General features: G+C 73.3%; 17 protein-coding genes. 14 read left to right on the top strand and 3 right to left on the bottom strand.

The genetic code is table 11. The annotated features are described in order from the left end of the window. Nucleotide 1: 1 nt before the first annotated feature. From KDN32_RS14850 to KDN32_RS14820, 7 genes are read left to right on the top strand one after another with little or no spacing between them, the layout of a single operon-like run. Complete coding sequence (locus tag KDN32_RS14850; protein ID WP_211733012.1) at nucleotides 2-1,594, top strand: LicD family protein; 1,593 nt, start codon at nucleotides 2-4, stop codon at nucleotides 1,592-1,594. Then, nucleotides 1,591-2,901, top strand: coding sequence for a DUF6752 domain-containing protein (locus KDN32_RS22540; protein ID WP_249217065.1), 1,311 nt, complete (start codon nucleotides 1,591-1,593; stop codon nucleotides 2,899-2,901). The genes KDN32_RS14850 and KDN32_RS22540 overlap by 4 nt, the downstream gene beginning before the upstream one ends. Further along, entirely contained in the window at nucleotides 2,898-3,128 is a 231-nt protein-coding gene (locus KDN32_RS14840) for a hypothetical protein (RefSeq protein ID WP_211733011.1), read from the top strand. Before KDN32_RS22540 ends, KDN32_RS14840 begins: the two co-directional genes overlap by 4 nt. Then, the gene (locus KDN32_RS14835; RefSeq protein ID WP_249217064.1) at nucleotides 3,125-4,177 is read left to right on the top strand and encodes a glycosyltransferase family 2 protein; all 1,053 of its coding nucleotides are present in this window, start codon (nucleotides 3,125-3,127) and stop codon (nucleotides 4,175-4,177) included. Before KDN32_RS14840 ends, KDN32_RS14835 begins: the two co-directional genes overlap by 4 nt. Then, a complete protein-coding gene (locus KDN32_RS14830) occupies nucleotides 4,174-6,471 on the top strand; it encodes a putative glycosyltransferase family protein (RefSeq protein WP_211733010.1) in 2,298 nt (765 codons plus the stop codon). The genes KDN32_RS14835 and KDN32_RS14830 overlap by 4 nt, the downstream gene beginning before the upstream one ends. A gap of 52 nt (nucleotides 6,472-6,523) precedes the next feature. Further along, nucleotides 6,524-7,717, top strand: a complete 1,194-nt coding sequence (locus KDN32_RS14825; protein ID WP_211733009.1) for an acyl-CoA dehydrogenase family protein — start codon at nucleotides 6,524-6,526, stop codon at nucleotides 7,715-7,717. 23 nt (nucleotides 7,718-7,740) lie between these two features. Next, nucleotides 7,741-8,766 carry a hypothetical protein gene (locus tag KDN32_RS14820; RefSeq protein WP_211733008.1) on the top strand — a complete coding sequence of 342 codons (1,026 nt, stop codon included), beginning with the start codon at nucleotides 7,741-7,743 and terminating at the stop codon, nucleotides 8,764-8,766. A gap of 1 nt (nucleotide 8,767) precedes the next feature. Here the strand turns inward: KDN32_RS14820 and KDN32_RS14815 are convergent, their stop codons facing one another. Further along, nucleotides 8,768-9,958 (bottom strand): ROK family transcriptional regulator, encoded by a 1,191-nt coding sequence (locus KDN32_RS14815; RefSeq protein ID WP_307854113.1) that lies wholly within the window; start codon nucleotides 9,956-9,958, stop codon nucleotides 8,768-8,770. Between the two features lie 95 nt (nucleotides 9,959-10,053). Between KDN32_RS14815 and KDN32_RS14810 the strand changes: the two genes are divergently transcribed. From KDN32_RS14810 to KDN32_RS14780, 7 genes are all read left to right on the top strand, one after another. Further along, nucleotides 10,054-11,574, top strand: coding sequence for a sugar ABC transporter ATP-binding protein (locus KDN32_RS14810; protein ID WP_211733006.1), 1,521 nt, complete (start codon nucleotides 10,054-10,056; stop codon nucleotides 11,572-11,574). After that, the gene (locus KDN32_RS14805; RefSeq protein WP_211733005.1) at nucleotides 11,571-12,668 is read left to right on the top strand and encodes an ABC transporter permease; all 1,098 of its coding nucleotides are present in this window, start codon (nucleotides 11,571-11,573) and stop codon (nucleotides 12,666-12,668) included. Before KDN32_RS14810 ends, KDN32_RS14805 begins: the two co-directional genes overlap by 4 nt. Before the next feature lie 67 nt (nucleotides 12,669-12,735). Then, a complete protein-coding gene (locus tag KDN32_RS14800; protein ID WP_211733004.1) occupies nucleotides 12,736-13,809 on the top strand; it encodes a substrate-binding domain-containing protein in 1,074 nt (357 codons plus the stop codon). An 11-nt stretch (nucleotides 13,810-13,820) separates the two neighbouring features. Next, nucleotides 13,821-15,008 (top strand): Gfo/Idh/MocA family protein, encoded by a 1,188-nt coding sequence (locus KDN32_RS14795; protein WP_211733003.1) that lies wholly within the window; start codon nucleotides 13,821-13,823, stop codon nucleotides 15,006-15,008. A gap of 22 nt (nucleotides 15,009-15,030) precedes the next feature. Continuing rightward, nucleotides 15,031-16,044 (top strand): sugar phosphate isomerase/epimerase family protein, encoded by a 1,014-nt coding sequence (locus KDN32_RS14790; RefSeq protein WP_211733002.1) that lies wholly within the window; start codon nucleotides 15,031-15,033, stop codon nucleotides 16,042-16,044. A gap of 10 nt (nucleotides 16,045-16,054) precedes the next feature. Beyond that, on the top strand, nucleotides 16,055-16,876 hold the full coding sequence (locus tag KDN32_RS14785) for a DUF1707 SHOCT-like domain-containing protein (RefSeq protein ID WP_211733001.1): 822 nt from the start codon (nucleotides 16,055-16,057) through the stop codon (nucleotides 16,874-16,876). A 76-nt stretch (nucleotides 16,877-16,952) separates the two neighbouring features. Then, nucleotides 16,953-17,996, top strand: coding sequence for a MaoC family dehydratase (locus tag KDN32_RS14780; protein WP_249217063.1), 1,044 nt, complete (start codon nucleotides 16,953-16,955; stop codon nucleotides 17,994-17,996). Nucleotides 17,997-18,050: 54 nt separating this feature from the next. On the opposite strand, the gene KDN32_RS14775 is transcribed toward KDN32_RS14780, so the two are convergent. Next, on the bottom strand, nucleotides 18,051-19,172 hold the full coding sequence (locus tag KDN32_RS14775; RefSeq protein ID WP_211732999.1) for a hypothetical protein: 1,122 nt from the start codon (nucleotides 19,170-19,172) through the stop codon (nucleotides 18,051-18,053). After that, nucleotides 19,172-20,185, bottom strand: coding sequence for a hypothetical protein (locus tag KDN32_RS14770; RefSeq protein ID WP_211732998.1), 1,014 nt, complete (start codon nucleotides 20,183-20,185; stop codon nucleotides 19,172-19,174). Before KDN32_RS14770 ends, KDN32_RS14775 begins: the two co-directional genes overlap by 1 nt. Nucleotides 20,186-20,205 lie beyond the last annotated feature (20 nt).

Below are 20,205 nucleotides of genomic sequence, written 5' to 3'. Positions count from 1 at the left end.
GATGCTGCCGGTCGTGCACCGCGTCGACGACGCCGGTCTCCACCTCCAGCGCGGCGCCGACTGCTCGCTCGACGTGCACTTCGACGGGTGGCGCGGCTGGTCGGTGGCGGTCGAGGACGGCCCGGACCCCGTGGTCGTCCCGTGGCCCAAGCGGCTCAGCGCGCGGCTCGACGGGCGCTCGCTCGTGACGGTCACCGTCGACGACGACGAGGTGTTCCGCGACGAGGTCGTCTTCGGCTCCGGCGAGGGCCGGGTCGAGATCGTCGACCGGTTCGGCAACCCCGTGATCATCGACAAGTGGGGCCTCACCCAGCGGATCTTCGAGACCCGCCGCGAGACCGGCGCCGTCGAGGCGATGACGGCGATGGCCGAGCGGGTGCTCGCGGTGATGCGCGACTCCTGCGGGCTCGACGGCTGGATCTCCTTCGGCACCCTGCTCGGCGCGGCCCGCTCCGGCTCGGTCATCGGCCACGACAGCGACATCGACCTGTGCTTCCTGTCCGAGAAGCAGACGCCCGCCGAGATGGCCGTCGAGATCTGGGACGTGGCCCGGGCGCTGGTCGACGCCGGGATCTCGGTGAAGCACAAGACGGCCAGCTTCATCACCGTCGTCTACGACGCCCCCGACGGCGGCGAGGACGGCATCGACATCTACACCTGCTTCTACGTCGGCGACCTGCTCCACGAGACCGCCACGGTCCGCGAGCGGGTGCCGCGATCGGCGATCCTGCCGCTGCGCGCCCTCGAGTTCGAGGGGCGCGACATGCCGGCACCGGCCGACCCCGACCGGATGCTCGCGGTCTCCTACGGCCCCGACTGGCGGGTCCCGGACCCGTCCTTCCGCCACCTGCCCTCGCGCGAGGTCACCGACCGCTTCGACGGCTGGTTCAGCTCGGTGATGACGCACCGCCGCGACTGGACCCAGGTCAACGGCCAGCGGGGCGCCGCCGGGATGCGGCCGAGCCCGTTCGCCCGCTGGGTCGTCGACCAGCTCGGTGACGCGGTCGGCGAGGGCCTCCGGGTCCTCGACGTGGGCTCCGGCTCCTCGGCCGACCTGCGGCTCTACGACAGGGTCGGCTGCAAGGCGATCGGCTACGACTACGCCCACCCCGGCAAGCACGCGCTCGGCGGCAAGGAGATCGACCTCCCCGCCAGCGTGGGCCGACGGGTGCTGAACCTCCTCGACGAGCGCGACGTCCTCACCGTCGGCGCCCTCGCCGCCCGCCAGAAGGGCGCCAAGGTGGTGACCGCGCGGCGGCTGCTCGAGGCGGTGCCGCCCCGGAGCCGCGCGCAGCTGTGGCGCTTCGCGTCGATGGCGCTCGCCGAGGGCGGCCGCGCCTACGTCGAGGGCGTCAGCCGCTCGCCGCGGGCGTGCCGCGAGGCCGAGGAACGCACCGGCGCGCCGCGGCTGTGGCCGGTCGACCCCGCCGACGTCGAGGCCGACGTCCGCGCGAGCGGAGGTCGCGTCGTGCACCGTGAGGGCTTCGCCGCCGCCTCGCGCGCTGCCCGTACCGGCAGTCCCGCGACGTGGCGGATGACGGTCGAGTACCCCACCCCCCAGACGTCGGCTCGAGAGGTTCGGACGCACCGATGACGCAGGTCCTGCATCTCCACGTGGGAGGCCCGAAGTCGGGCACCACGTTCGTCCAGCACGTGCTGGAGCACAACCGCGCCGTCCTCGAGGAGGCCGGCGTGCTGGTGGCCGGTCCCCGCCTGGACCTGATCCACGCCGCCATGGCGATCCGTGGCGACCGACGCCTGGCCGACCTCCCGGAGTCCGCGGCCGGCGCCTGGGAGCGGGTCGTGGACCAGGTGCGGGCGTGGCCCGGGCGCTCCGCGGTGGTGAGCTACGAGCTGTTCGCCAACGCTTCGGCCGACCAGGCGCGCGCCGCGCTCGCGCTCCTCGACGGCGTCGAGGTGCACGTCGTGGTCACGGCCCGCGACCTCGGCACGGCGATCGCCTCGTCGTGGCAGGAGCAGCTCAAGTTCGGGCTGACCCGGCCGCTCGAGCAGTGGTCGCCCCCGCAGGAGTCCGCCGCCGACAGCGAGTGGGGCTGGCGCACCATGCAGCCCGCCAACGTCGCCGCACGCTGGGGCGCCGACCTGCCGCCCGAGCGGGTGCACGTCGTGACCGTCCCGTCCGGACCGGTCGGGCCGGACGAGCTCTGGCACCGGTTCGCCGAGGCCACCGGGCTCGACGACGTCGCCGACCTCGACCTCGCCGTCGAGCGCGCCAACGAGTCGCTCGGCGTGGTCGAGGCCGAGCTGCTGCGCCGCGTCAACACGGCCGTCGACGGCCGGATCCGCGGCGCCCGGCAGAAGTCCCTGTGGCAGCGCGACCTGCTCGCCCACACCGTGCTCGCCCCCATCGGACGCGAGCCGATCGGCCTCACCGCCGCCCACCTCGACGAGGCCACGGCCCAGGCCGAGGAGGCGGTCGCCGCGATCACGGCGGCCGGCTACCGCGTCCACGGCGACCTCGGCGACCTGCGCCCCACGACCCGCGACGCCCGCCTGCCGGGCGAGGTGACCGACGAGGAGGTGGCTGGTTCCGCCGCCCTGGCCCTCGCCGACCTGCTGGTCTGGGCGCGCGACGCCGGCGCCGACGTCCACGCCCGGCCGGCGGCCGAGGAGGACGTGGCCGGAGGACGGGCCGCCCGGGTCAAGGGGGCCGTGCGCGGCTCCCTGGAGCGGGTGACCGCCCCCGTGCGCGACCGGCGGGTGGCGCGGCTCGAGCAGCGGATCGCCGAGCTCGAGGAGCAGGTGGCGCAGTCGCGCGCGCTGCACCTGCGGGTCGCGACGCTGTCCGACGTGGTCGCCCAGCTGCTCCTGCCGGCCGCGCAGCAGGACGAGGAGATCACCATGCAGGCGCTGCGGACCTACCGGGACCGGTCGCTGTGAGCCGTGTGGAGCGGCTGCGCCACGCCGCCGGTCACGCCGCCGGCCGCGTCGCCGGCGCGACGGGCCTGGCCGACGTCGCCGGTCTCGAGGCGTCGGTCGAGTCCCTCGCCGTCGCGGTCGCGGAGAACGCGGCGCTCGAGGTGCCGCTGGCGGCGCTCGTCGCCGACCTCGAGCGCGACGTGGCCGAGGTGGTGGCCCGGCGCGCAGGTGGGGGGATGGGAGCATGAGCGCCATGCCTGCCGTCCCGGACCCCTCCCCGCACCCCGCCCCGAGCGAGCGCGTCGAGCTCTCCGTGGTCGTGCCCTGCTACAACGAGGAGGAGTCCCTCCCGCGCCTGGTGGAGGTGCTCACGCAGGAGCTGTCGGCGCTGACGCCGCACTTCGAGGTGATACTCGTCGACGACGGCAGCCGCGACCGCACGCTCCCGATGCTGCGCGAGGTGCACCGCGCGCACCCGCGCTTCCGCTACCTCTCGCTGAGCCGCAACTTCGGCAAGGAGTCGGCGATGCTGGCCGGGCTCAGCCACGCACGCGGCGAGAAGGTCGCGATCATGGACGCCGACCTCCAGCACCCGCCGACGCTCCTCGCAAAGATGTTGCCGCTGCTCGACACGGGCGACTACTCCCAGGTCGTCGCTCGACGCACCCGGGCCGGTGACCCCGCGCTGCGCACCGCGCTGTCGCGGCTCTACTACCGGATGATGAACCGCCTCGTCGACGTCGACCTCGAGGACGGCGTGGGCGACTTCCGGGTCCTCGACCGGCGCGCGGTGCGGGCGCTGCTCACCCTCGGCGAGAGCAACCGGTTCTCCAAGGGGCTCTTCGCGTGGATCGGCTTCCCGACCGCGGTCGTCGACTACGAGAACGTCTCGCGCGAGGCCGGCGCCACGAAGTGGAGCATGCGCAACCTGTTCAACTACGGCATCGACGGCGTCGTGTCGTTCAACTACCGCCCGCTGCGGATGTCGATCTGGTTCGGCATCCTCGCCACCGTCGTCGCCGTCGGCTACGCCCTGTGGGTGCTCGTCGACGCGATCGTGCACGGCAACAGCGTCCCCGGCTACGTCACCACGATCTGCGCCGTCACGGCGTTCGGCGGCGTGCAGCTGATCGTGCTCGGCGTGATCGGCGAGTACCTCGGTCGCATCTACGCCGAGACCAAGCAGCGCCCGCTCTTCCTGCTCAAGGAGAGCAGCGAGTCCGACCTCCCGGTGACCACGGTCCTGGGACGCGAGCACGAAGCCCTCGAGCCCATCGAACGGAGCATCCCGGAGTGAGCGACTCCACCCCCTCCCGCACCCGCGGCGCCCGACGCGGACCGGCGTCCCGGTCCAGCTGGATCTGGCCGGTGCTGGTCGTGGTCGTGACCGCGGTCTACACCGCGATCCCGTACCTGGTCACCGGCTGGTTCTACCAGCGGGGCGACACCGCCGCGCAGTTCGCGCCGACCTGGTGGCACTTCGGCGAGCTCATCCGCTCGGGGCAGTGGCCGATCTGGCTCGACCCGCAGTCGTGGGCCGGCGGCAACTACGTCGCCGAGGCCCTCTTCGGCACCTACAACCCGCTCAACGTGCTGGTGTGGCTCGTCGTCTCGCTCGGGCCGGACCTCGCCGTGACGACGTACCTCGTCAAGGCGAGCGTGATGGTGCTGCTGGCACTGGGCACCTACCTGCTGGCCCGCGAGTACGACGCCGTCCCGGCCGCCGCGGCCGCCGTCGCCGTCGCCCTCCCGTTCTCCGGCTTCACGCTCTTCTGGGACGCCGGCTCCTGGCCGTCGGGCCTGATGTCCTTCGCCTACGCCCCGTGGGTCTGGGTCACCTTCCGGCGCGCGCTGCGCGGCGCGGGTAGCCCGTTCTGGGCGTTCCTCGCCGGCCTGCTCGCGGTCCTCAACGGCAACCCCTACGGCACCCTCGCCGTGATCGTGGTCGGCGCGGCGATGCTCGTCGAGGGCGCCGTCCAGCGCGCCTGGGGCGGCGTGCTGCGCATCGTGCTGGTCGGCGTCGGCGTGGCCGCGTTCCTGCCGCTGGTCTACCTCCCGCTCCTCGAGTCGTCCGACCTCGCGGTCCGCTCCACCGGGGCGCTGTTCGAGAACAGCGGCAAGCTGCGCCCGACGGCCGGCGACCTGCTGGCGGCCAGCTCGCCGCTGCACACGCCGCCGATCCGCGCGATCACCGGACCGATGATGGTGCCGGCGACCTTCCTCGCGTGGTTCGTCCTCCCGCTGCTGCCGTGGCTGCGCTACGACGTGCTGCGCCGGCGCTCGCGCGAGCTGGTCGGCCTCGGCTTCGTGACCGTGGTCTACCTCGCGCTGACCCTCGGGCCCAGCAAGCTGTGGCTGTTCCGCTGGCCGCTGCGGGTCATCGAGTACTTCTACCTCGGCGTGATGGTCGTCTTCGCGGTCCTGCTCAGCCAGGGCCTGGCCCGCTCGACGATGCGCCCGCGCCTGGCCGCCACCGGGATCGTCCTGGTTGCGCTGGGCTGGCTCACCTGGTCGCAGGACCCGCAGGCGCTGCGCCGCGCCGCCATCGGCACCGCCGTGGTCGCCGCGCTGACCGTCGTCGCGCTGGCGGCCCACCTCGTGCTGCGCCGCACCGCCCTGGTCGCGCTGGTCGCGATGGGCGGCGTCGGCGCCGTCCTGGCCCTCCAGGTCGGGGTGTTCGGCGAGAACGCGAGCTCGCGGCTGTGGCACGTGCCGAGCAACGTCTCGGCCCTCCAGGCCAGCTTCTCCGACCTCGACGGCCGGGTGATGCAGTTCGCCGACCTCAAGCCGCTGCAGAACAAGGGCCAGACCCGCAAGCTGGAGCAGCAGTGGGAGGGCGCGTTCCTGCCCGGGAGCATGTACCACCCCGCCGGGGTCGAGGCGGTCAACAACTACACCGGCATGGGGTTCGTGCCCTTCACCCGGAACTTCTGCATGGAGTACGACGGGCTGACCCAGCCCTGTGGCTACCGCAACCTCTGGAAGGTCGGCGGCGCCGGCCAGCCGCCGCTGGCGGACCTGATGAAGCTCGACACCATCGTCGTCCAGCCGGAGATCGCCGAGGGCGTCACGCCCGGCGCGGGCTGGGTCGAGGACTACGAGGACTCCCGCGTGGTCCGGCTGCGCCACGAGGGGGAGCAGCCCTGGGCCGGCTCCGAGCTGTCGTGGGCGTCCGACGGGGTCGAGGTCGCCTCCGCCGAGACCCGCGGCGAGCTGCACCAGGCCGTCGAGGTGTCGGCGGCTGAGGAGGGCGGGCGGCTGGTGTTCTCGATGCTCGCCTGGCCGGGCTGGTCCGCGGACCTCGACGGCACGGCGCTCGACGTCAGCCGCAGCGACATCGGGCTGCTCACCGTGACGCTGCCGCCGGGCGCCAGCGGCACCGTCGACCTCACCTACCGACCGCCGGGCCTGGCGACCGGTCTCGCCGGCGCCGGCGTCGGCGCCCTGGTCGGCCTCGGCCTGGCGCTCATGGGGTGGCGCTCGCGCCGTCGCCGGCGCGCCGAGGTCGAGCGCGAGGACGTACCGGAGACCGCGCTGGAGCCCCGCGACGATGTGACATCAGTCTCGGACGACGCCCCTGCAAAGCCGTAGTACCGCTCACTAGACTCCGAGCGATCCTCCCGCGAGCGCAAGGAGCCCCCGCATGCCCCGCCTCTGCCAGACCGACGGCCTCTCCGAGGACCAGACCGAGATCCTCAAGGCCGTGCGCCAGTTCGTGGACGAGCAGATCATCCCGGTCGCGCAGGAGCTCGAGCACGCCGACGATTACCCGCAGGAGATCATCGACGGGCTCAAGGAGCTGGGCGTCTTCGGCCTGACCATCCCCGAGGAGTTCGGTGGGCTGGGGGAGTCGCTGCTGACCTACGCCCTGGTGGTCGAGGAGATCGCCCGCGGCTGGATGAGCGTCTCGGGCGTGATCAACACCCACTTCATCGTGGCCTACATGCTGATCCAGCACGGCACCGACGAGCAGAAGCAGAAGTACCTCCCGCGGATGGCCACCGGCGAGGTGCGTGGCGCGTTCTCGATGTCCGAGCCGGGCCTCGGGTCCGACGTCTCGGCCGTCTCCACGAAGGCCGTGAAGCAGGACGACGGGTCCTACGCCATCACCGGGCAGAAGATGTGGCTGACCAACGGCGCCACCTCCACCCTCGTCGCGGTGCTCACCAAGACCGACGAGGGCGCCGACTCGGTCTACAAGAACATGACGACCTTCCTGGTGGAGAAGGAGGCCGGCTTCGGCGAGACCGCCCAGGGCGTCACCGTCCCGGGCAAGATCGAGAAGATGGGCTACAAGGGCGTCGAGACGACCGAGCTCATCCTCGAGGGCCACCGGATCGGTGCCGACCAGGTCCTCGGCGGCGAGCCGGGCAAGGGCTTCTTCCAGATGATGGACGGCGTCGAGGTCGGCCGGGTCAACGTCGCCGCGCGCGCGTGCGGCCTGGCCTGGCGCGGCTTCGAGCTCGGCATCGCCTACGCCCAGCAGCGCAAGACCTTCGGCAAGCCGATCGCCGAGCACCAGGCCGTGCTGTTCCGCCTCGCCGAGATGGCCACCAAGGTCGAGGTCGCCCACACGATGATGGTCAAGGCCGCGCGCCTCAAGGACACCGGCCAGCGGATGGACGTCGAGGCCGGCATGGCCAAGATGGTCGCCAGCGAGTACGCCAACGAGGTCGTCGAGGACTCCTTCCGCATCCACGGCGGCTACGGCTACTCCAAGGAGTACGAGATCGAGCGGCTGATGCGCGAGGTCAAGTTCATGCTGATCGGCGAGGGCACCTCCGACATCCAGAAGATGATCATCGGCCGCAGCCTGCTCAAGGACTACCGGCTCTGACCTGCTGACCTAGGATCCCGGGCATGTCCGGTGGTCGTCTCGTCCTGCACGTCGGGGCGATGAAGTCCGGCACCACGTTCGTGCAGTCGCGGCTCTTCGCGCACCGCGACCTGCTGCGCGAGCGCGGGGTGCGGGTGCCGGGCCAGCGCCGCCGCAGCCAGGTGCTGGCGGTCCAGCAGCTGATCCGCGGCGGTGGTCCGATGTGGGACCGCCAGGCCGCTGCCGTCTCCCGGCACGACGGCACGTCCGTGATCTCGATGGAGCTCCTCGGGCCGGCGCCGGCGGAGGTGCTGGAGCGGCTCCGGACGTCGGTCGACGGCGAGGTCGAGGTCGTCGTCACGGCCCGCGACCTCAACCGGTGCCTGCCGGCGATGTGGCAGGAGACGCTGCAGAACGGTCGTTCCTGGAGCTGGCACGACTACGTCGCCGGGGCGCGCACGGACCGGCCCAGCGCCCGTACCGGTGCGGCCGCCACGGCGGCCGGCCGGGCGTTCTGGATCCAGCAGGACCTCGTCCGGATGGTGCGGTCGTGGCAGGCGGTCTTCGGCGCCGACCGGGTCATCGTGGTCACCGTCCCACCGCCGGGCGCTGACCCCGACCTGCTGTGGTCGCGGTTCGCGTCGGTCACCGACCCGGCGCTGGAGGGGCTGACGTCCGAGCCGGACCCGAACGAGTCCCTGGGCGCCGCGTCCGCGGTCGCGGTGCGTCGGCTCAACGACCTGCTCGAGGGCGCCGGCCTGGAGTTCCCGCAGGGCCACCGGCTGCGCAAGCGGCTGCTGACCAAGCAGGTGCTGGCCGGACGTCGGTCAGCGGAGCCCGCGATCGGCCTCGGGGTGCTGCCGTGGGTGGTCGAGGAGGCCGCGGCGCAGCGCCACGGGCTCGAGGACCTCGGCGTGCGGCTGGTCGGTGACTGGGCAGACCTCACCCCCGTCGACGTCCCGGGCATCGACCCGGACACCGTCGACGAGCGTGCGGTCACGGACGCGGCGCTCGCCGGGCTCGCCGGTGTGCTGCTCGCGCTCGCGCACGAGCAGGACGACCAGCCGTGAGCTAGGTGCCGGAGGCCTCGGCCGCTGCGTCGGCCGCTGCGAGTGCCTCGCCGGCGGCGTCCACGACGTCGGGGGACAGGACGTGCTCGATCGCGAGCGCGGCAGCACCCAGCACCGCGGCCTGCCCCCCGGCCTGCGAGGTCACGATCCGCAGGTGCTCGGTCGCGAGCGGGAGCGAGCGCTGGTAGACCGACTCGCGGATGCCGGCCAGGAGGTGCTCGCCGGCCTCGGCGACCTGACCGCCGATGACGACGACCGACGGGTTGATCAGGTTCACCATCGTGGCGACCACCTCGCCGATGTCGCGACCGGCCTGGCGCACCACCGCCATCGCGGGGCGGCTGCCGTGCCGGACCAGGTCGACGACGTCGCCGCCGTCCTCCGCCTGCTCGCCCTGCGCGCGGACCGCGGCGGCCAGGGCCGGTCCGGCAGCGACGGCCTCGAGGCACCCGGAGTTGCCGCACCGGCACGCAACGGCGTCGGCGCCCGGCACCCGCACGTGGCCGAGGTCGCCAGCGGTGCCCTGCGCGCCGCGCTGGAGCACGCCACCCGAGACGATGCCCGCGCCGATGCCGGTGGCGACCTTGATCAGGACCAGGTCGTCGACGTCGCGCAGGTGCCGGCGGCGCTCGCCGAGCGCCATGATGTTGACGTCGTTGTCGACCAGGACCGGCACGGCGTGGGCGCGCTGCAGGTGTCCGGGCACGTCGTAGCGGTCCCAGCCGGGCATGATCGGCGGGTTGATCGGGCGCCCGGTCGAGTGCTCGACCGGCCCGGGCAGGCCGATGCCGATCGCGGCGAGGTCGGACGCGGGCCGGCCGGTCGCCGCCACCAGGTCCCGCACGGAGTCCTCCACCCAGGTGAGGACCCGCTCGGGACCCTCGGCCACCGCCAGCCGGGCGTCCGCCTCGCCGAGCACGGTGCCGTCCAGGTCGGTGAGCGCGGCCCGGACGTGCGTCGCGCCGACGTCGACCCCGACCACCAGACGTGCCGTCGGGTTCATCGCGAAGAGCGCGGGCGGGCGGCCACCGGTCGAGCGCGCACCGCCGAACGGCGCGACCAGCCCGAGCCGCGTCAGGGTGTCGATCCGGGCCGTGATCGTCGAGCGCGCCAGCCCGGTGGCGTCGGCGAGCTGGGCACGCGTCCACGGCCGCCCGTCGCGCAGCAGGTCGAAGAGCTCACCGGTACGCACGGCGGGAGTCAAGCACATCGGGACCTTTACGCAATAGAGGGGAGACTTTTGCGTGACTATCGACAAAAGCGGGTGACGCATGCCACAGTCCTGCCGTGGCCCCCTCCCAGACCCCGCCGCTCCTCGAGGTGCGCGGCATCGTCAAGCGCTTCCCCGGCGTGCTGGCGCTCGGCGGCGTCGACCTCGACGTCCGCGCGGGCGAGGTGCACTGCCTGCTCGGCCAGAACGGCGCGGGCAAGTCGACCCTGATCAAGGTGCTCTCCGCGAGCTACCAGCCCGACGAGGGCGAGGTCCTGTGGGAGGACCGACCGGTCACCCTGGGCACGCCGCAGGCCGCGATGCGGCTGGGGATCTCGACGATCTACCAGGAGCTGGACCTCGTGCCGGAGCTCAGCGTCGCGGAGAACATCTTCCTCGGCCACGAGCTCAGCCGGGCCGGCGTGAGCCGGGTCCCCGAGACCAACCGCCGGGCCCGCGAGCTGCTGGCCCGCCTGGGCCACCCCGAGATCTCCGCCACCCGCGCGGTCGGGCGGCTCTCGCCCGCCGGGCAGCAGGTCGTCAGCATGGCCCGCGCCCTCTCCCAGGACACGCGGCTGCTGATCCTCGACGAGCCGTCGGCGGTGCTCGACCAGGGCGAGGTCGACACGCTCTTCCGGACCATCCGCGACCTGACCGCCCAGGGCGTCGCGGTCGTCTACATCTCCCACCGCCTCGAGGAGATCCGCCAGATCGGCGACCGGATCACCGTGCTGAAGGACGGCAGGACCGTCGCCAGCGGGCTGCCGGTCGACCAGACGCCGACCGCCGAGCTGATCAGGCTGATGACCGGGCGGTCCATCGAGTACGTCTTCCCGCCGCGCGGCGACACGCCCGCCGTGACCGGCGAGCCGGTGCTGGAGGTGCGGGGGCTCGCGCTGCCGGGCGTCTTCTCCGACGTCGACCTGACCGTGCGCGCGGGGGAGATCGTCGGGCTCGCGGGCCTCGTCGGCGCCGGCCGCTCGGAGATCCTGGAGACCGTCTACGGCGCCCGCCGCGCCAGCGCCGGCACTGTGCGCGTCGACGGGCGCGACCTGCGTCGCGGGTCCGTCCCGGCCGCCGTCAAGGCCGGGCTGGGGCTCGCACCCGAGGAGCGCAAGAGCCAGGGCCTGTTGCTCGACCAGGCCGTCTACCGCAACGTGACCGTGTCCACGATGGGCCGGTTCGCCCGCCTCGGCTTCCTCGACCGGGGTGCCGAGCGGCGCCGCGCCGCCGAGGTCACCGGGTCCCTCGACGTACGCCCCGCCGGGGTGGACCGCCTCGTGCGGCTGCTCTCCGGCGGCAACCAGCAGAAGGTGGTCCTGGCGCGGTGGCTGCTGCGCGAGTGCCGCGTGCTCCTGCTCGACGAGCCCACCCGCGGCGTCGACGTCGGCGCGCGGGCCGAGATCTACGCCGTGGTCCGCGCGCTGGCCGGCTCCGGGGTCGCCGTCGTGGTCGTGTCGAGCGAGGTGGAGGAGGTGCTCGGCCTGGCCGACCGGGTGCTGGTGGTCCGCGAGGGCCGGGTCGTGCACGAGGGCCCCGCGCACGAGATCGACGAGTCCCGGGTCCTCGACCTGGTCATGGAAGGAAGCGCCGCATGAGCGAGCACCACACCCATCCCTCCGTCGAGAACCCGGTCGCCCCGTCCGGCGACACGGTCCGGGTGGAGCGCGCGGCCGCGGAGCCCGAGCGGGCGTCGCGGGGCAGCGGGCTGATGGGCGGGTCGTTCGGGCGCAACCTCGGCCTCGTGCTCGCCCTGCTGGTGATCTGCGCCGTCGGCGTGGTGACGGCCGGCGACCGCTTCGCCAGCGTCGACAACCTGGTGACCATCCTGCGGCTCGCCTCCATCACGGGCGTGGTCAGCATCGGCATGACGTTCGTGATCACCGGTGGCGGCATCGACCTGTCGGTGGGCGCGATCGTCGCGCTCGCCTCCGTGTGGGCCACCACCTACGCCACGCAGAGCATGGCCAACGACACCAGCTGGCTGCTCCTGGTGTTCGCGGCGCTCGCGGTCGGAGCGGCCTGCGGCCTGGTCAACGGGGTGCTGATCGCCTACGGCAACGTCGTCCCGTTCATCATGACGCTCGCGACGCTGGCCTCCGCCCGCGGCCTCGCCGAGATCATCTCCGAGCGCCGCACCCAGATCGTGCCGTCCCCGGACCTGCCCGACACGGACGGCATCCAGGGGTTCCGGGACTTCTGGACCGCCGACGTCCTCGGCGTCCCGCTGCTCGTCGTCATCTTCGCCCTCGTCTCCGTGGCCGGCTGGTTCCTCTTCAACCGGACCACCTTCGGGCGCCGGACCCTCGCCGTCGGTGGCAACCCCGAGGCGGCGCGGCTCGCCGGCATCGACGTCAGGCGGCACACGGTGCTGCTCTACGTCCTGGTCGGCCTGTGCTGCGGCCTCGCCGCCCTGATGTTCATCGCCCGCACCTCGACCGGCAGCTCCACCCACGGCACCCTGCTGGAGCTCGACGTGATCGCCGCCGTCGTCATCGGCGGGACCCTGCTGACCGGTGGCCGCGGCACCATCGTCGGCACCGTCATCGGCGTGCTGATCTTCAGCACCCTGAGCAACGTCTTCGTCCTCAACAACCAGGACGCCTCGACCCAGGCCGTCGCCAAGGGCCTGATCATCGTCGTCGCCGTGCTGCTCCAGCAGCGCCTGGCGCGTCGCTCGACGACGACCTGACCTCGTACTCGGACCACACCCGGCACCACCCGCGCACCACCCATCCCGCACCCAAGGAGCACACCCCATGCGTCTGCCCACCACCTCACGCCCGCACGGCCGCCGCCTCCCCGGTCTGGTGGCCGGCGCCGCCGCCGTCCTGGTCCTCTCCGCCTGCACCGGCAGCGCCGAGGACGCGGCCAACGACGAGGAGGGCTCGTCGGACTCCGCCCCGGTGGCCGCCGCGGGCAGCAACGACGAGTCCGGCGACACGGTCACCATCGGCTTCTCGGCCCCCGCCGCCGACCACGGCTGGATGGCGGCCATCACCGACAACGTCCGTGACCTCGCCGACCAGTACCCCGACCTCGACCTCAAGGTCGCGACGGGCACCAACGACGTCAGCCTGCAGATCAGCCAGGTCGAGACGTTCATCAACGACGGCGTCGACGCCATCGTGCTTCTCCCGTTCGACGGCGCGGCGATGACGCCGGTGGCGCTCAAGGCCATGGAGGCCGGCATCCCGGTGATCAACGTCGACCGCGAGTTCGACGACCCCAACGCCGCGCGCGTCACCGTGCTCGGTGACAACTACGGCATGGGCGTCTCCGCCGGCCAGTACGTCTGCGAGCAGGCCGACGGCAACGAGGACGCCGTCGTCGCCGAGATCGCCGGCATCGACTCGCTGCCCCTGACCCAGGACCGCAGCCAGGGCTTCGAGGACGCGCTCGCCGAGTGCGGCCTCGACGTCGACGCCCGCCAGGCCGCCGAGTTCACCGTCGAGAGCGGCGAGGAGGTCGCCTCGCAGCTCCTGCAGGCCGAGCCGGAGATCGACTTCCTGTGGAACCACGACGACGACCAGGGCGTCGGCGTCCTGGCCGCCATCGAGAGCGCCGGCCGCGACGAGTTCACCATGATCGGCGGCGCCGGGTCGGCCAACGCCATGCGCGCCATCCAGGACGACTCCGGCGTGCTCAAGGCGACCGTCATCTACCCCTCCACGCAGGGCGCCGACGGCGTCAAGCTCGCCCGCCTGCTCGTGCAGCAGAAGGCGATGGGCGACCTGGTCGAGGTCGAGGTCCCGCGTGAGGTGCAGCTCTACGCGCCGGTCGTCACCGCCGACAACGTCGACCAGTTCATCGACACCGCCTTCGAGTCCTGAGGCCGCGCCGGATGACGCACGAGCACGACACGCTGTCCGTGGGGATGGTGGGCTACGCCTTCATGGGCGCGGCCCACTCCCAGGCCTGGCGCACCGCCCCCCGCTTCTTCGACCTGCCGCTGCACCCGCGCATGACGGCGGTGGCGGGCCGGGACGAGGCCCGGGTCGCCGAGGCCGCCGCCCGCCTCGGGTGGGAGTCGACCGAGACGTCGTGGCGGGCGCTCGTCGCCCGCGACGACATCGACCTCGTCGACATCTGCACCCCCGGGGACACCCACGCCGAGATCGCGGTCGCGGCGCTCGAGGCCGGCAAGCACGTGCTCTGCGAGAAGCCACTGGCCAACACGGTCGAGGAGGCCGAGGCGATGGCGGAGGCCGCCGAGCGCGCGGCGGCGAACGGCGTACGCTCGATGGTCGGCTTCACCTACCGCCGGGTCCCCGCGATCGGCCTCGCGCGTCAGCTGGTCGCAGAGGGCCGGCTGGGCCAGGTCCACCACGTCCGCGCGCAGTACCTCCAGGACTGGATCGTCGACCCCGAGGCGCCGATGTCGTGGCGCCTGGACAAGTCCCGGGCCGGGTCGGGCGCGCTGGGTGACATCGGTGCCCACATCGTCGACCTCACCCAGTTCATCACCGGCGACACGATCGCCACCGTCTCGGGACGGCTGGAGACCTTCGTCAAGGAGCGACCGCTCCCGGCGGAGGCCCACACCGGCCTGGCCGGTGCCGCAGCGGGGGGCTCCACGGAACGTGGGCTGGTGACGGTGGACGACGCCGCCGCCTTCCTGGCCCACTTCCGTGGAGGTGCGCTCGGCGTCTTCGAGGCCACCCGGTTCGCCAACGGCCGCAAGAACGCGATCCGCATCGAGGTCAACGGCTCGCGCGGCAGCCTCGCGTTCGACTTCGAGGACATGAACGTCCTGCACTTCTACGACGGCGACGACGACCCGGCGACGGCCGGCTTCCGGCGGATCGTCGTGACCGAGCCCGAGCACCCCTACGTCGCCGCGTGGTGGCCGGCCGGGCACGGCCTCGGCTACGAGCACGGCTTCACCCACCAGGTCGTCGACCTGGTGACCGACATCGCCGCGGGCACGGACCCGACGCCTTCGTTCGCCGACGGACTCCAGGTCCAGCGGGTCCTGGCCGCCGTCGAGACCAGCTCGAACGACAACGCCTGGCAGGACGTACCGGTATGACCGACCCGAGGAAGGACACCTGATGACCCGCCCCGTCACCCTGTTCACCGGCCAGTGGGCCGACCTGCCGTTCGAGGAGGTGTGCCGCCTCGCCTCGGGCTGGGGCTACGACGGCCTCGAGATCGCGTGCTGGGGCGACCACTTCGACCCCTGGGCGGCGGTCGAGGACGACGGCTACGTCGCCGCCAAGCGCGCGGTGCTCGACGAGCACGGCCTGCAGGTCTTCGCGATCAGCAACCACCTCAAGGGACAGGCGGTGTGCGACGACCCGATCGACGCCCGGCACCGCGACATCCTGCCCGACCGGATCTGGGGCGACGGCGACGCCGAGGGCGTGCGCCAGCGGGCCGCGGAGGAGATGCGGATGACCGCCCGGGCGGCGCGCAGGCTCGGCGTGGACACCGTCGTGGGCTTCACCGGCTCCTCGATCTGGAAGTACGTCGCGATGTTCCCGCCGGCCTCGCAGGCGCTGGTCGACGCCGGCTACCAGGACTTCGCCGACCGCTGGAACCCGATCCTCGACGTCTTCGACGCCGAGGGCGTCCGTTTCGCCCACGAGGTGCACCCGTCCGAGATCGCGTACGACTACTGGACCACGGTGGCGGCGATGGAGGCCATCGGGCACCGCGAGGCGTTCGGCCTCAACTGGGACCCGAGCCACTTCGTGTGGCAGGACCTCGACCCCGTCGGCTTCCTGTGGGACTTCAGGGACCGGATCTACCACGTCGACTGCAAGGACGCGAAGCGTCAGGTCGGCAACGGGCGCAACGGCCGGATGGGCTCCCACCTGGCGTGGGCGGACCCGCGCCGCGGCTGGGACTTCGTCTCGACCGGCCACGGTGACGTCCCGTGGGAGCAGTGCTTCCGGATGCTCAACACCATCGGCTACGACGGCCCGATCTCGGTCGAGTGGGAGGACGCCGGGATGGACCGTCTCGTCGGGGCACCGGAGGCGCTGGACTTCGTGCGCCGCCTCGCCTTCGACGCACCGACCGCGGCATTCGACGCGGCCTTCAGCACGCAGCCGGGGGCCTAGACTCCCGCCCGTGCGGGGATTCGGGGTCAAGGACGCGGAGCGGGACGGCTACGTCGAGTGGATCGAGGCGGCCCACGCCGAGGGACAGATCGGCGAGGCCGACCGCGACCTGCGGGTGGCGCGCGCCCGCGGCGCCGAGACCCGCGACGAGCTGGTGACGCTCACCCGCGACCTGCGTCCGGTGACGACCCGGCCGGTCGCTGCCGGTGCACCGCTGCCGCCGATGGTGCGAGTGCGACGAGGCCCGTCGCGCCGCACCGGCGGGGTGCTCCTCGGGGTGAGCATCTTCCTCGTCCTGGTGGGGGTGGGCGTCGCCGGGATCGTCGCCCTCTTCGCCCTCGCGGTGGGACCGACCACCGTCGGCCAGGCCGAGTCGGGTCGGGCGACCCCGGTCGAGGTGGTCGACGAGGGCGGGCTCGACGCGCGTCAGCTGCGGGCGTTCCTGCGCGCCTACCCCGAGCGGTTCGGCACCGACGAGGCCCTCCAGCTCGTGGTGGCCGACGGCCGGGTCACCGTCAGCGTGCCGCTGCCGGGGGACCGTCCCGGCGCGCAGATGTGGGCGTGGGACGGCTCCTGGGCGCAGCTGACGGGACGTACGCCCGTGCCCGAGGGCGTCAGCACGGTCGACCTGCGCGCCCTCGACGTGCGCGCCCTCGCCCGCAACGTGGAGGTCGCCCGGTCGGCGCTCGGCCGGGACGCCCGGGTGACCAGCACCGTCCTGTCCGACGCCGGGTCGGGCCCGCGGGTGCGGGTGGAGCTGGTCGGGCGGGACACGGCCGGCACCCTGGTCACCACGCCGGCCGGGGAGGTCGTCCGCGGCGTCTGGTCGTGAGGCCCCGCCGTCCCTGTGACCGAGTCCACGTGGCCGGACCCACCCGGACGCCCGCCGCTGCGGCACGATGACCCGCATGAGCCACGCCGCCAAGACGAACCCGGGCAACTTCTTCGAGGACTTCACCCTCGGCCAGGTCATCGAGCACGCCACGCCGCGCACCGTCACCGAGGGCGACCGGGCGCTCTACGGCGCGCTCTACCCGACCCGCTTCGCGATCTGGTCGTCGGCCGAGTTCGCCGCGTCCGTCGGCCTCGCTCCGCACCCGGTCGAGGACCTGATCGGCTTCCACGTCGCCTTCGGCAAGACCGTGCCGGACGTCTCGCTCAACGCCGTGGCCAACCTCGGCTACGCCGAGTGCCGCTTCCACGTGCCCGTCGTCCCGGGCGACACGCTGCGCACCCGCTCCGAGGTGATCGGGCTCAAGCAGAACTCCAACGGACGCACCGGTGTCGTGTGGGTGCGGTCCACCGCGACCAACCAGCGTGGTGAGGTCGCGATCGACTGGGCGCGCTGGGTGATGGTGCACAAGCGCTCCGCCGACGCCCCTGCGCCGGAGACCGTCGTCCCGGATCTCGCGCCGGCGGTCGCTGCCGCCGACCTCGTGGTGCCGGCGGGCCTCGACCTCACGGCGTACGACACCGTGGCGGCGGGCTCGCCGCACCTGCTCGACGACTACGAGGTGGGCGAGCGCATCGACCACGTCGACGGCGTCACGCTCACCGACGCCGAGCACATGATGGCCACCCGGCTGTGGCAGAACACCGCGAAGGTGCACTTCAGCACCGACGCCCGCCCCGACGGCCGGCGGCTGGTCTACGGCGGCCACGTCATCTCGCTGGCCCGCGCGCTGGCGTTCAACGGCCTCGCCAACGCCCAGCTGGTCGCCGCGATCAACGCCGGCGCCCACGTGGCGCCCGCGTTCGCCGGCGACACGGTCCACGCCTGGTCCGAGGTGCTCGACACCGCCGAGCTCGACGCCCCCGGCGTCGGTGCGCTCCGGTTGCGCCTGGTGGCCACGCGCGGTCGCGACGAGTCGATGACGCTGCGGGGCGACGACGGGGCGTACGCCGACGGCGTGCTGCTCGACCTCGACCACTGGGTGTTCGTGCCCCGCTGACGCTCCTACGAGCGGTGTCCCACCCACCTTCTGCGCACGCGGAAGGTGGGTGGCTCACCGCCCGCCGGTGAGTCGGCGCAGGACACGCCCGAGAGCGGTGGCGGAGCCACGTTCCTCGTCGGAGGAATGTGGGTGGGACACCGCTCGGGCGGCGGCGGCAGGCGGCTCGGCGCGGGCCAGCAGCTCGGCGGCGAGGAACTCCTCGGCCACCGCCAGCACGTCGGCGGTCGGTACGGCGTCGGGGTCGACGCCCGCGCCGGGCTCGGGGTCGGGGCGCAGGTCGTCGAGGTCGCCGACGACGTCCCACGGCGCGGCCGCCAGCTCGTCGACCATCCGGTCGCCGCGCTCGACCAGCCAGGCGTGCATGTCGGGCGCGAGCGCGATCGGCTCCCCGGCGGCCCCTCCGAGGCGCGGCTCCATGAACGACTTGACCCGGCGCGAGAGCGCCACGTCGAGGTGGGCGTTGCGGAAGTGGGCGTTGACCGCACGGTGGAAGGCGATCTCGGCCGGCGCGAGGGTCTCGTTGGCGACCGGTGCGTCGAGTGCGAGGCCGGTGTCGTCGATGCCGATCAGCGCGCACGTACGCCGCCACAGCAGGTCGCGGTCGGCGCCGGGGCGGGGGAGCGGCACGACGTGCACGTGCTCCGGCGCCAGCCCGTCGCTCCAGCGCTCCAGGATCCGCGGCACGTCCTGGTGGTGCCAGAAGTTGAAGTCGGGGTCGTCCTTGGCGAGGCGGCCGAAGAACCTCCGCAGCGTGGTCGGCGACCCGTGCTTGACCCGCTGCTGCCAGGCGCTCGGGACCTGGCGGACGAGGTCGCGCGCGGTGACCACCACGTGCACCTCCTCGGCCGCGCCCCGCAGCCGGGCGAGGGCCGCGGCGGCGTCCTCCCGGGAGGCCTCGACGAGCTGCTCCTGGCTGACCAGCGCGTCGCCGTCGGACGCCGCGACCTCGTCGACGACCCGGTCCCACGCACCGCGCTGGTGCTCGGTCATCGTCGCCAGCACCCCGGCGTTGGCGCGCACGACGGCGGACGCCCGGAACTGCTCGTCGGCCGAGCCGCCGGGCAGGAGCAGCCGCTGGTCGGCCAGCGCCTCGCGGTTGTGCCACCAGAGGCTCTGCAGGTAGGTGGTCCCGGACTTCGGGGTGCCGATGTGCACCCACACGCGCCGCGCCATCAGCGCTCCTGCTCGATCATCCGGGCCACGACGGCGGTGGCTGCGGCGAGCAGCTCGTCGTCGCCGGCCTCGTCGGGCGTACGCCCCTCCTTCGGGTCGGCGGGGAGCAGGTCGTCGAGGTCGCCCACGACGTCGAAGGCGCCCGCGCGCAGCTCCTCGACCATCCGCTCCGATCGCTCGCGGACCCACCCGGCATGGGCGGCGGGCAGGACGAAGGCCTCGCGGGGCGCGCTGTCGGCGAGGAGGTCGCGCGCGAACGAGCCCTTGGTGAGCCGGGTGAGCGCGAGCGAGCGGCGCTCGCGCGGGATGCGGCGGTTGACCCGCCGCAGCAGCTCGGCCTCCACGAGGGACAGCGAGTCGTTGGGCAGGCGGGGGTCGGTGTCGAGGCCGGTCACGTCGACGCCGAGCACCCCGGCGGTGCGCTGCCAGAGCTCGTCGCGCGCGGCGCCCGGGCGCGGCACGACGACGAGGTGCACCCGCTCGGGCGGCAGCCCGGCGCCCCAGCGGGCGAGGATGCCGGGGACGTCCTGGTAGCGCCAGAACTTCTGGTCGTCCTCGTCGCGGCGGACGGTGGCGAGGAACTTCCGGTAGGACTGGCGGGCCCCCTGCTTGACGCGCTGCTGCCAGGCCGACGGCAGCACCCGCCCGAGGTCGCGCACGGTCACCACGAGGTGGACCTCGTCGGCGGCGGAGGCGAGGTCGGCGAGCGCCGCGGCCGCGGCCTCGGCGCTGGAGTCGGAGAAGTGCTCGTGGCTGATCAGCGCGTCGTGCGGCCAGTCGCGGGTCTCCGCGACCAGCCGCTGCCACACCTCGCGGTCGTCCTCGTCGAGGTCGTCGACGATGACGTCCATCCCCTTGACCAGCGCCGCCGCGTGGAAGTGGTCGCGCAGCGCGTCGCCGGGCAGCAGGAGGCCGCGCTCGCGCAGAGCGTCGCGGTGGTGCCACCAGAGGTCCTGGAGGTACGTCGTGCCGGACTTGGCGGTTCCGCAGTGGAGGAACACGCGCCGGGCCATGGAGTGATCCTAGGGAACCG

Origin of the sequence: Nocardioides palaemonis (assembly GCF_018275325.1) — a bacterium.
GTDB classification, from domain to species: domain Bacteria; phylum Actinomycetota; class Actinomycetes; order Propionibacteriales; family Nocardioidaceae; genus Nocardioides; species Nocardioides palaemonis.
This window is presented reverse-complemented; position numbering and strand designations above follow the sequence as displayed.

Excerpts from the sequence above, each read along its gene's own strand:
- KDN32_RS14820 (WP_211733008.1), top strand. The coding sequence starts at position 7,741 with ATGTCCGGTGGTCGTCTCGTCCTGCACGTCGGGGCGATGAAGTCCGGC.
- KDN32_RS14790 (WP_211733002.1), top strand. The coding sequence starts at position 15,031 with ATGACCCGCCCCGTCACCCTGTTCACCGGCCAGTGGGCCGACCTGCCG.
- KDN32_RS22540 (WP_249217065.1), top strand. The coding sequence starts at position 1,591 with ATGACGCAGGTCCTGCATCTCCACGTGGGAGGCCCGAAGTCGGGCACC.
- KDN32_RS14835 (WP_249217064.1), top strand. The coding sequence starts at position 3,125 with ATGAGCGCCATGCCTGCCGTCCCGGACCCCTCCCCGCACCCCGCCCCG.
- KDN32_RS14775 (WP_211732999.1), bottom strand. The coding sequence starts at position 19,172 with ATGGCGCGGCGCGTGTGGGTGCACATCGGCACCCCGAAGTCCGGGACC.
- KDN32_RS14800 (WP_211733004.1), top strand. The coding sequence starts at position 12,736 with ATGCGTCTGCCCACCACCTCACGCCCGCACGGCCGCCGCCTCCCCGGT.
- KDN32_RS14825 (WP_211733009.1), top strand. The coding sequence starts at position 6,524 with ATGCCCCGCCTCTGCCAGACCGACGGCCTCTCCGAGGACCAGACCGAG.
- KDN32_RS14805 (WP_211733005.1), top strand. The coding sequence starts at position 11,571 with ATGAGCGAGCACCACACCCATCCCTCCGTCGAGAACCCGGTCGCCCCG.
- KDN32_RS14795 (WP_211733003.1), top strand. The coding sequence starts at position 13,821 with ATGACGCACGAGCACGACACGCTGTCCGTGGGGATGGTGGGCTACGCC.
- KDN32_RS14780 (WP_249217063.1), top strand. The coding sequence starts at position 16,953 with ATGAGCCACGCCGCCAAGACGAACCCGGGCAACTTCTTCGAGGACTTC.
- KDN32_RS14850 (WP_211733012.1), top strand. The coding sequence starts at position 2 with ATGCTGCCGGTCGTGCACCGCGTCGACGACGCCGGTCTCCACCTCCAG.
- KDN32_RS14770 (WP_211732998.1), bottom strand. The coding sequence starts at position 20,185 with ATGGCCCGGCGCGTGTTCCTCCACTGCGGAACCGCCAAGTCCGGCACG.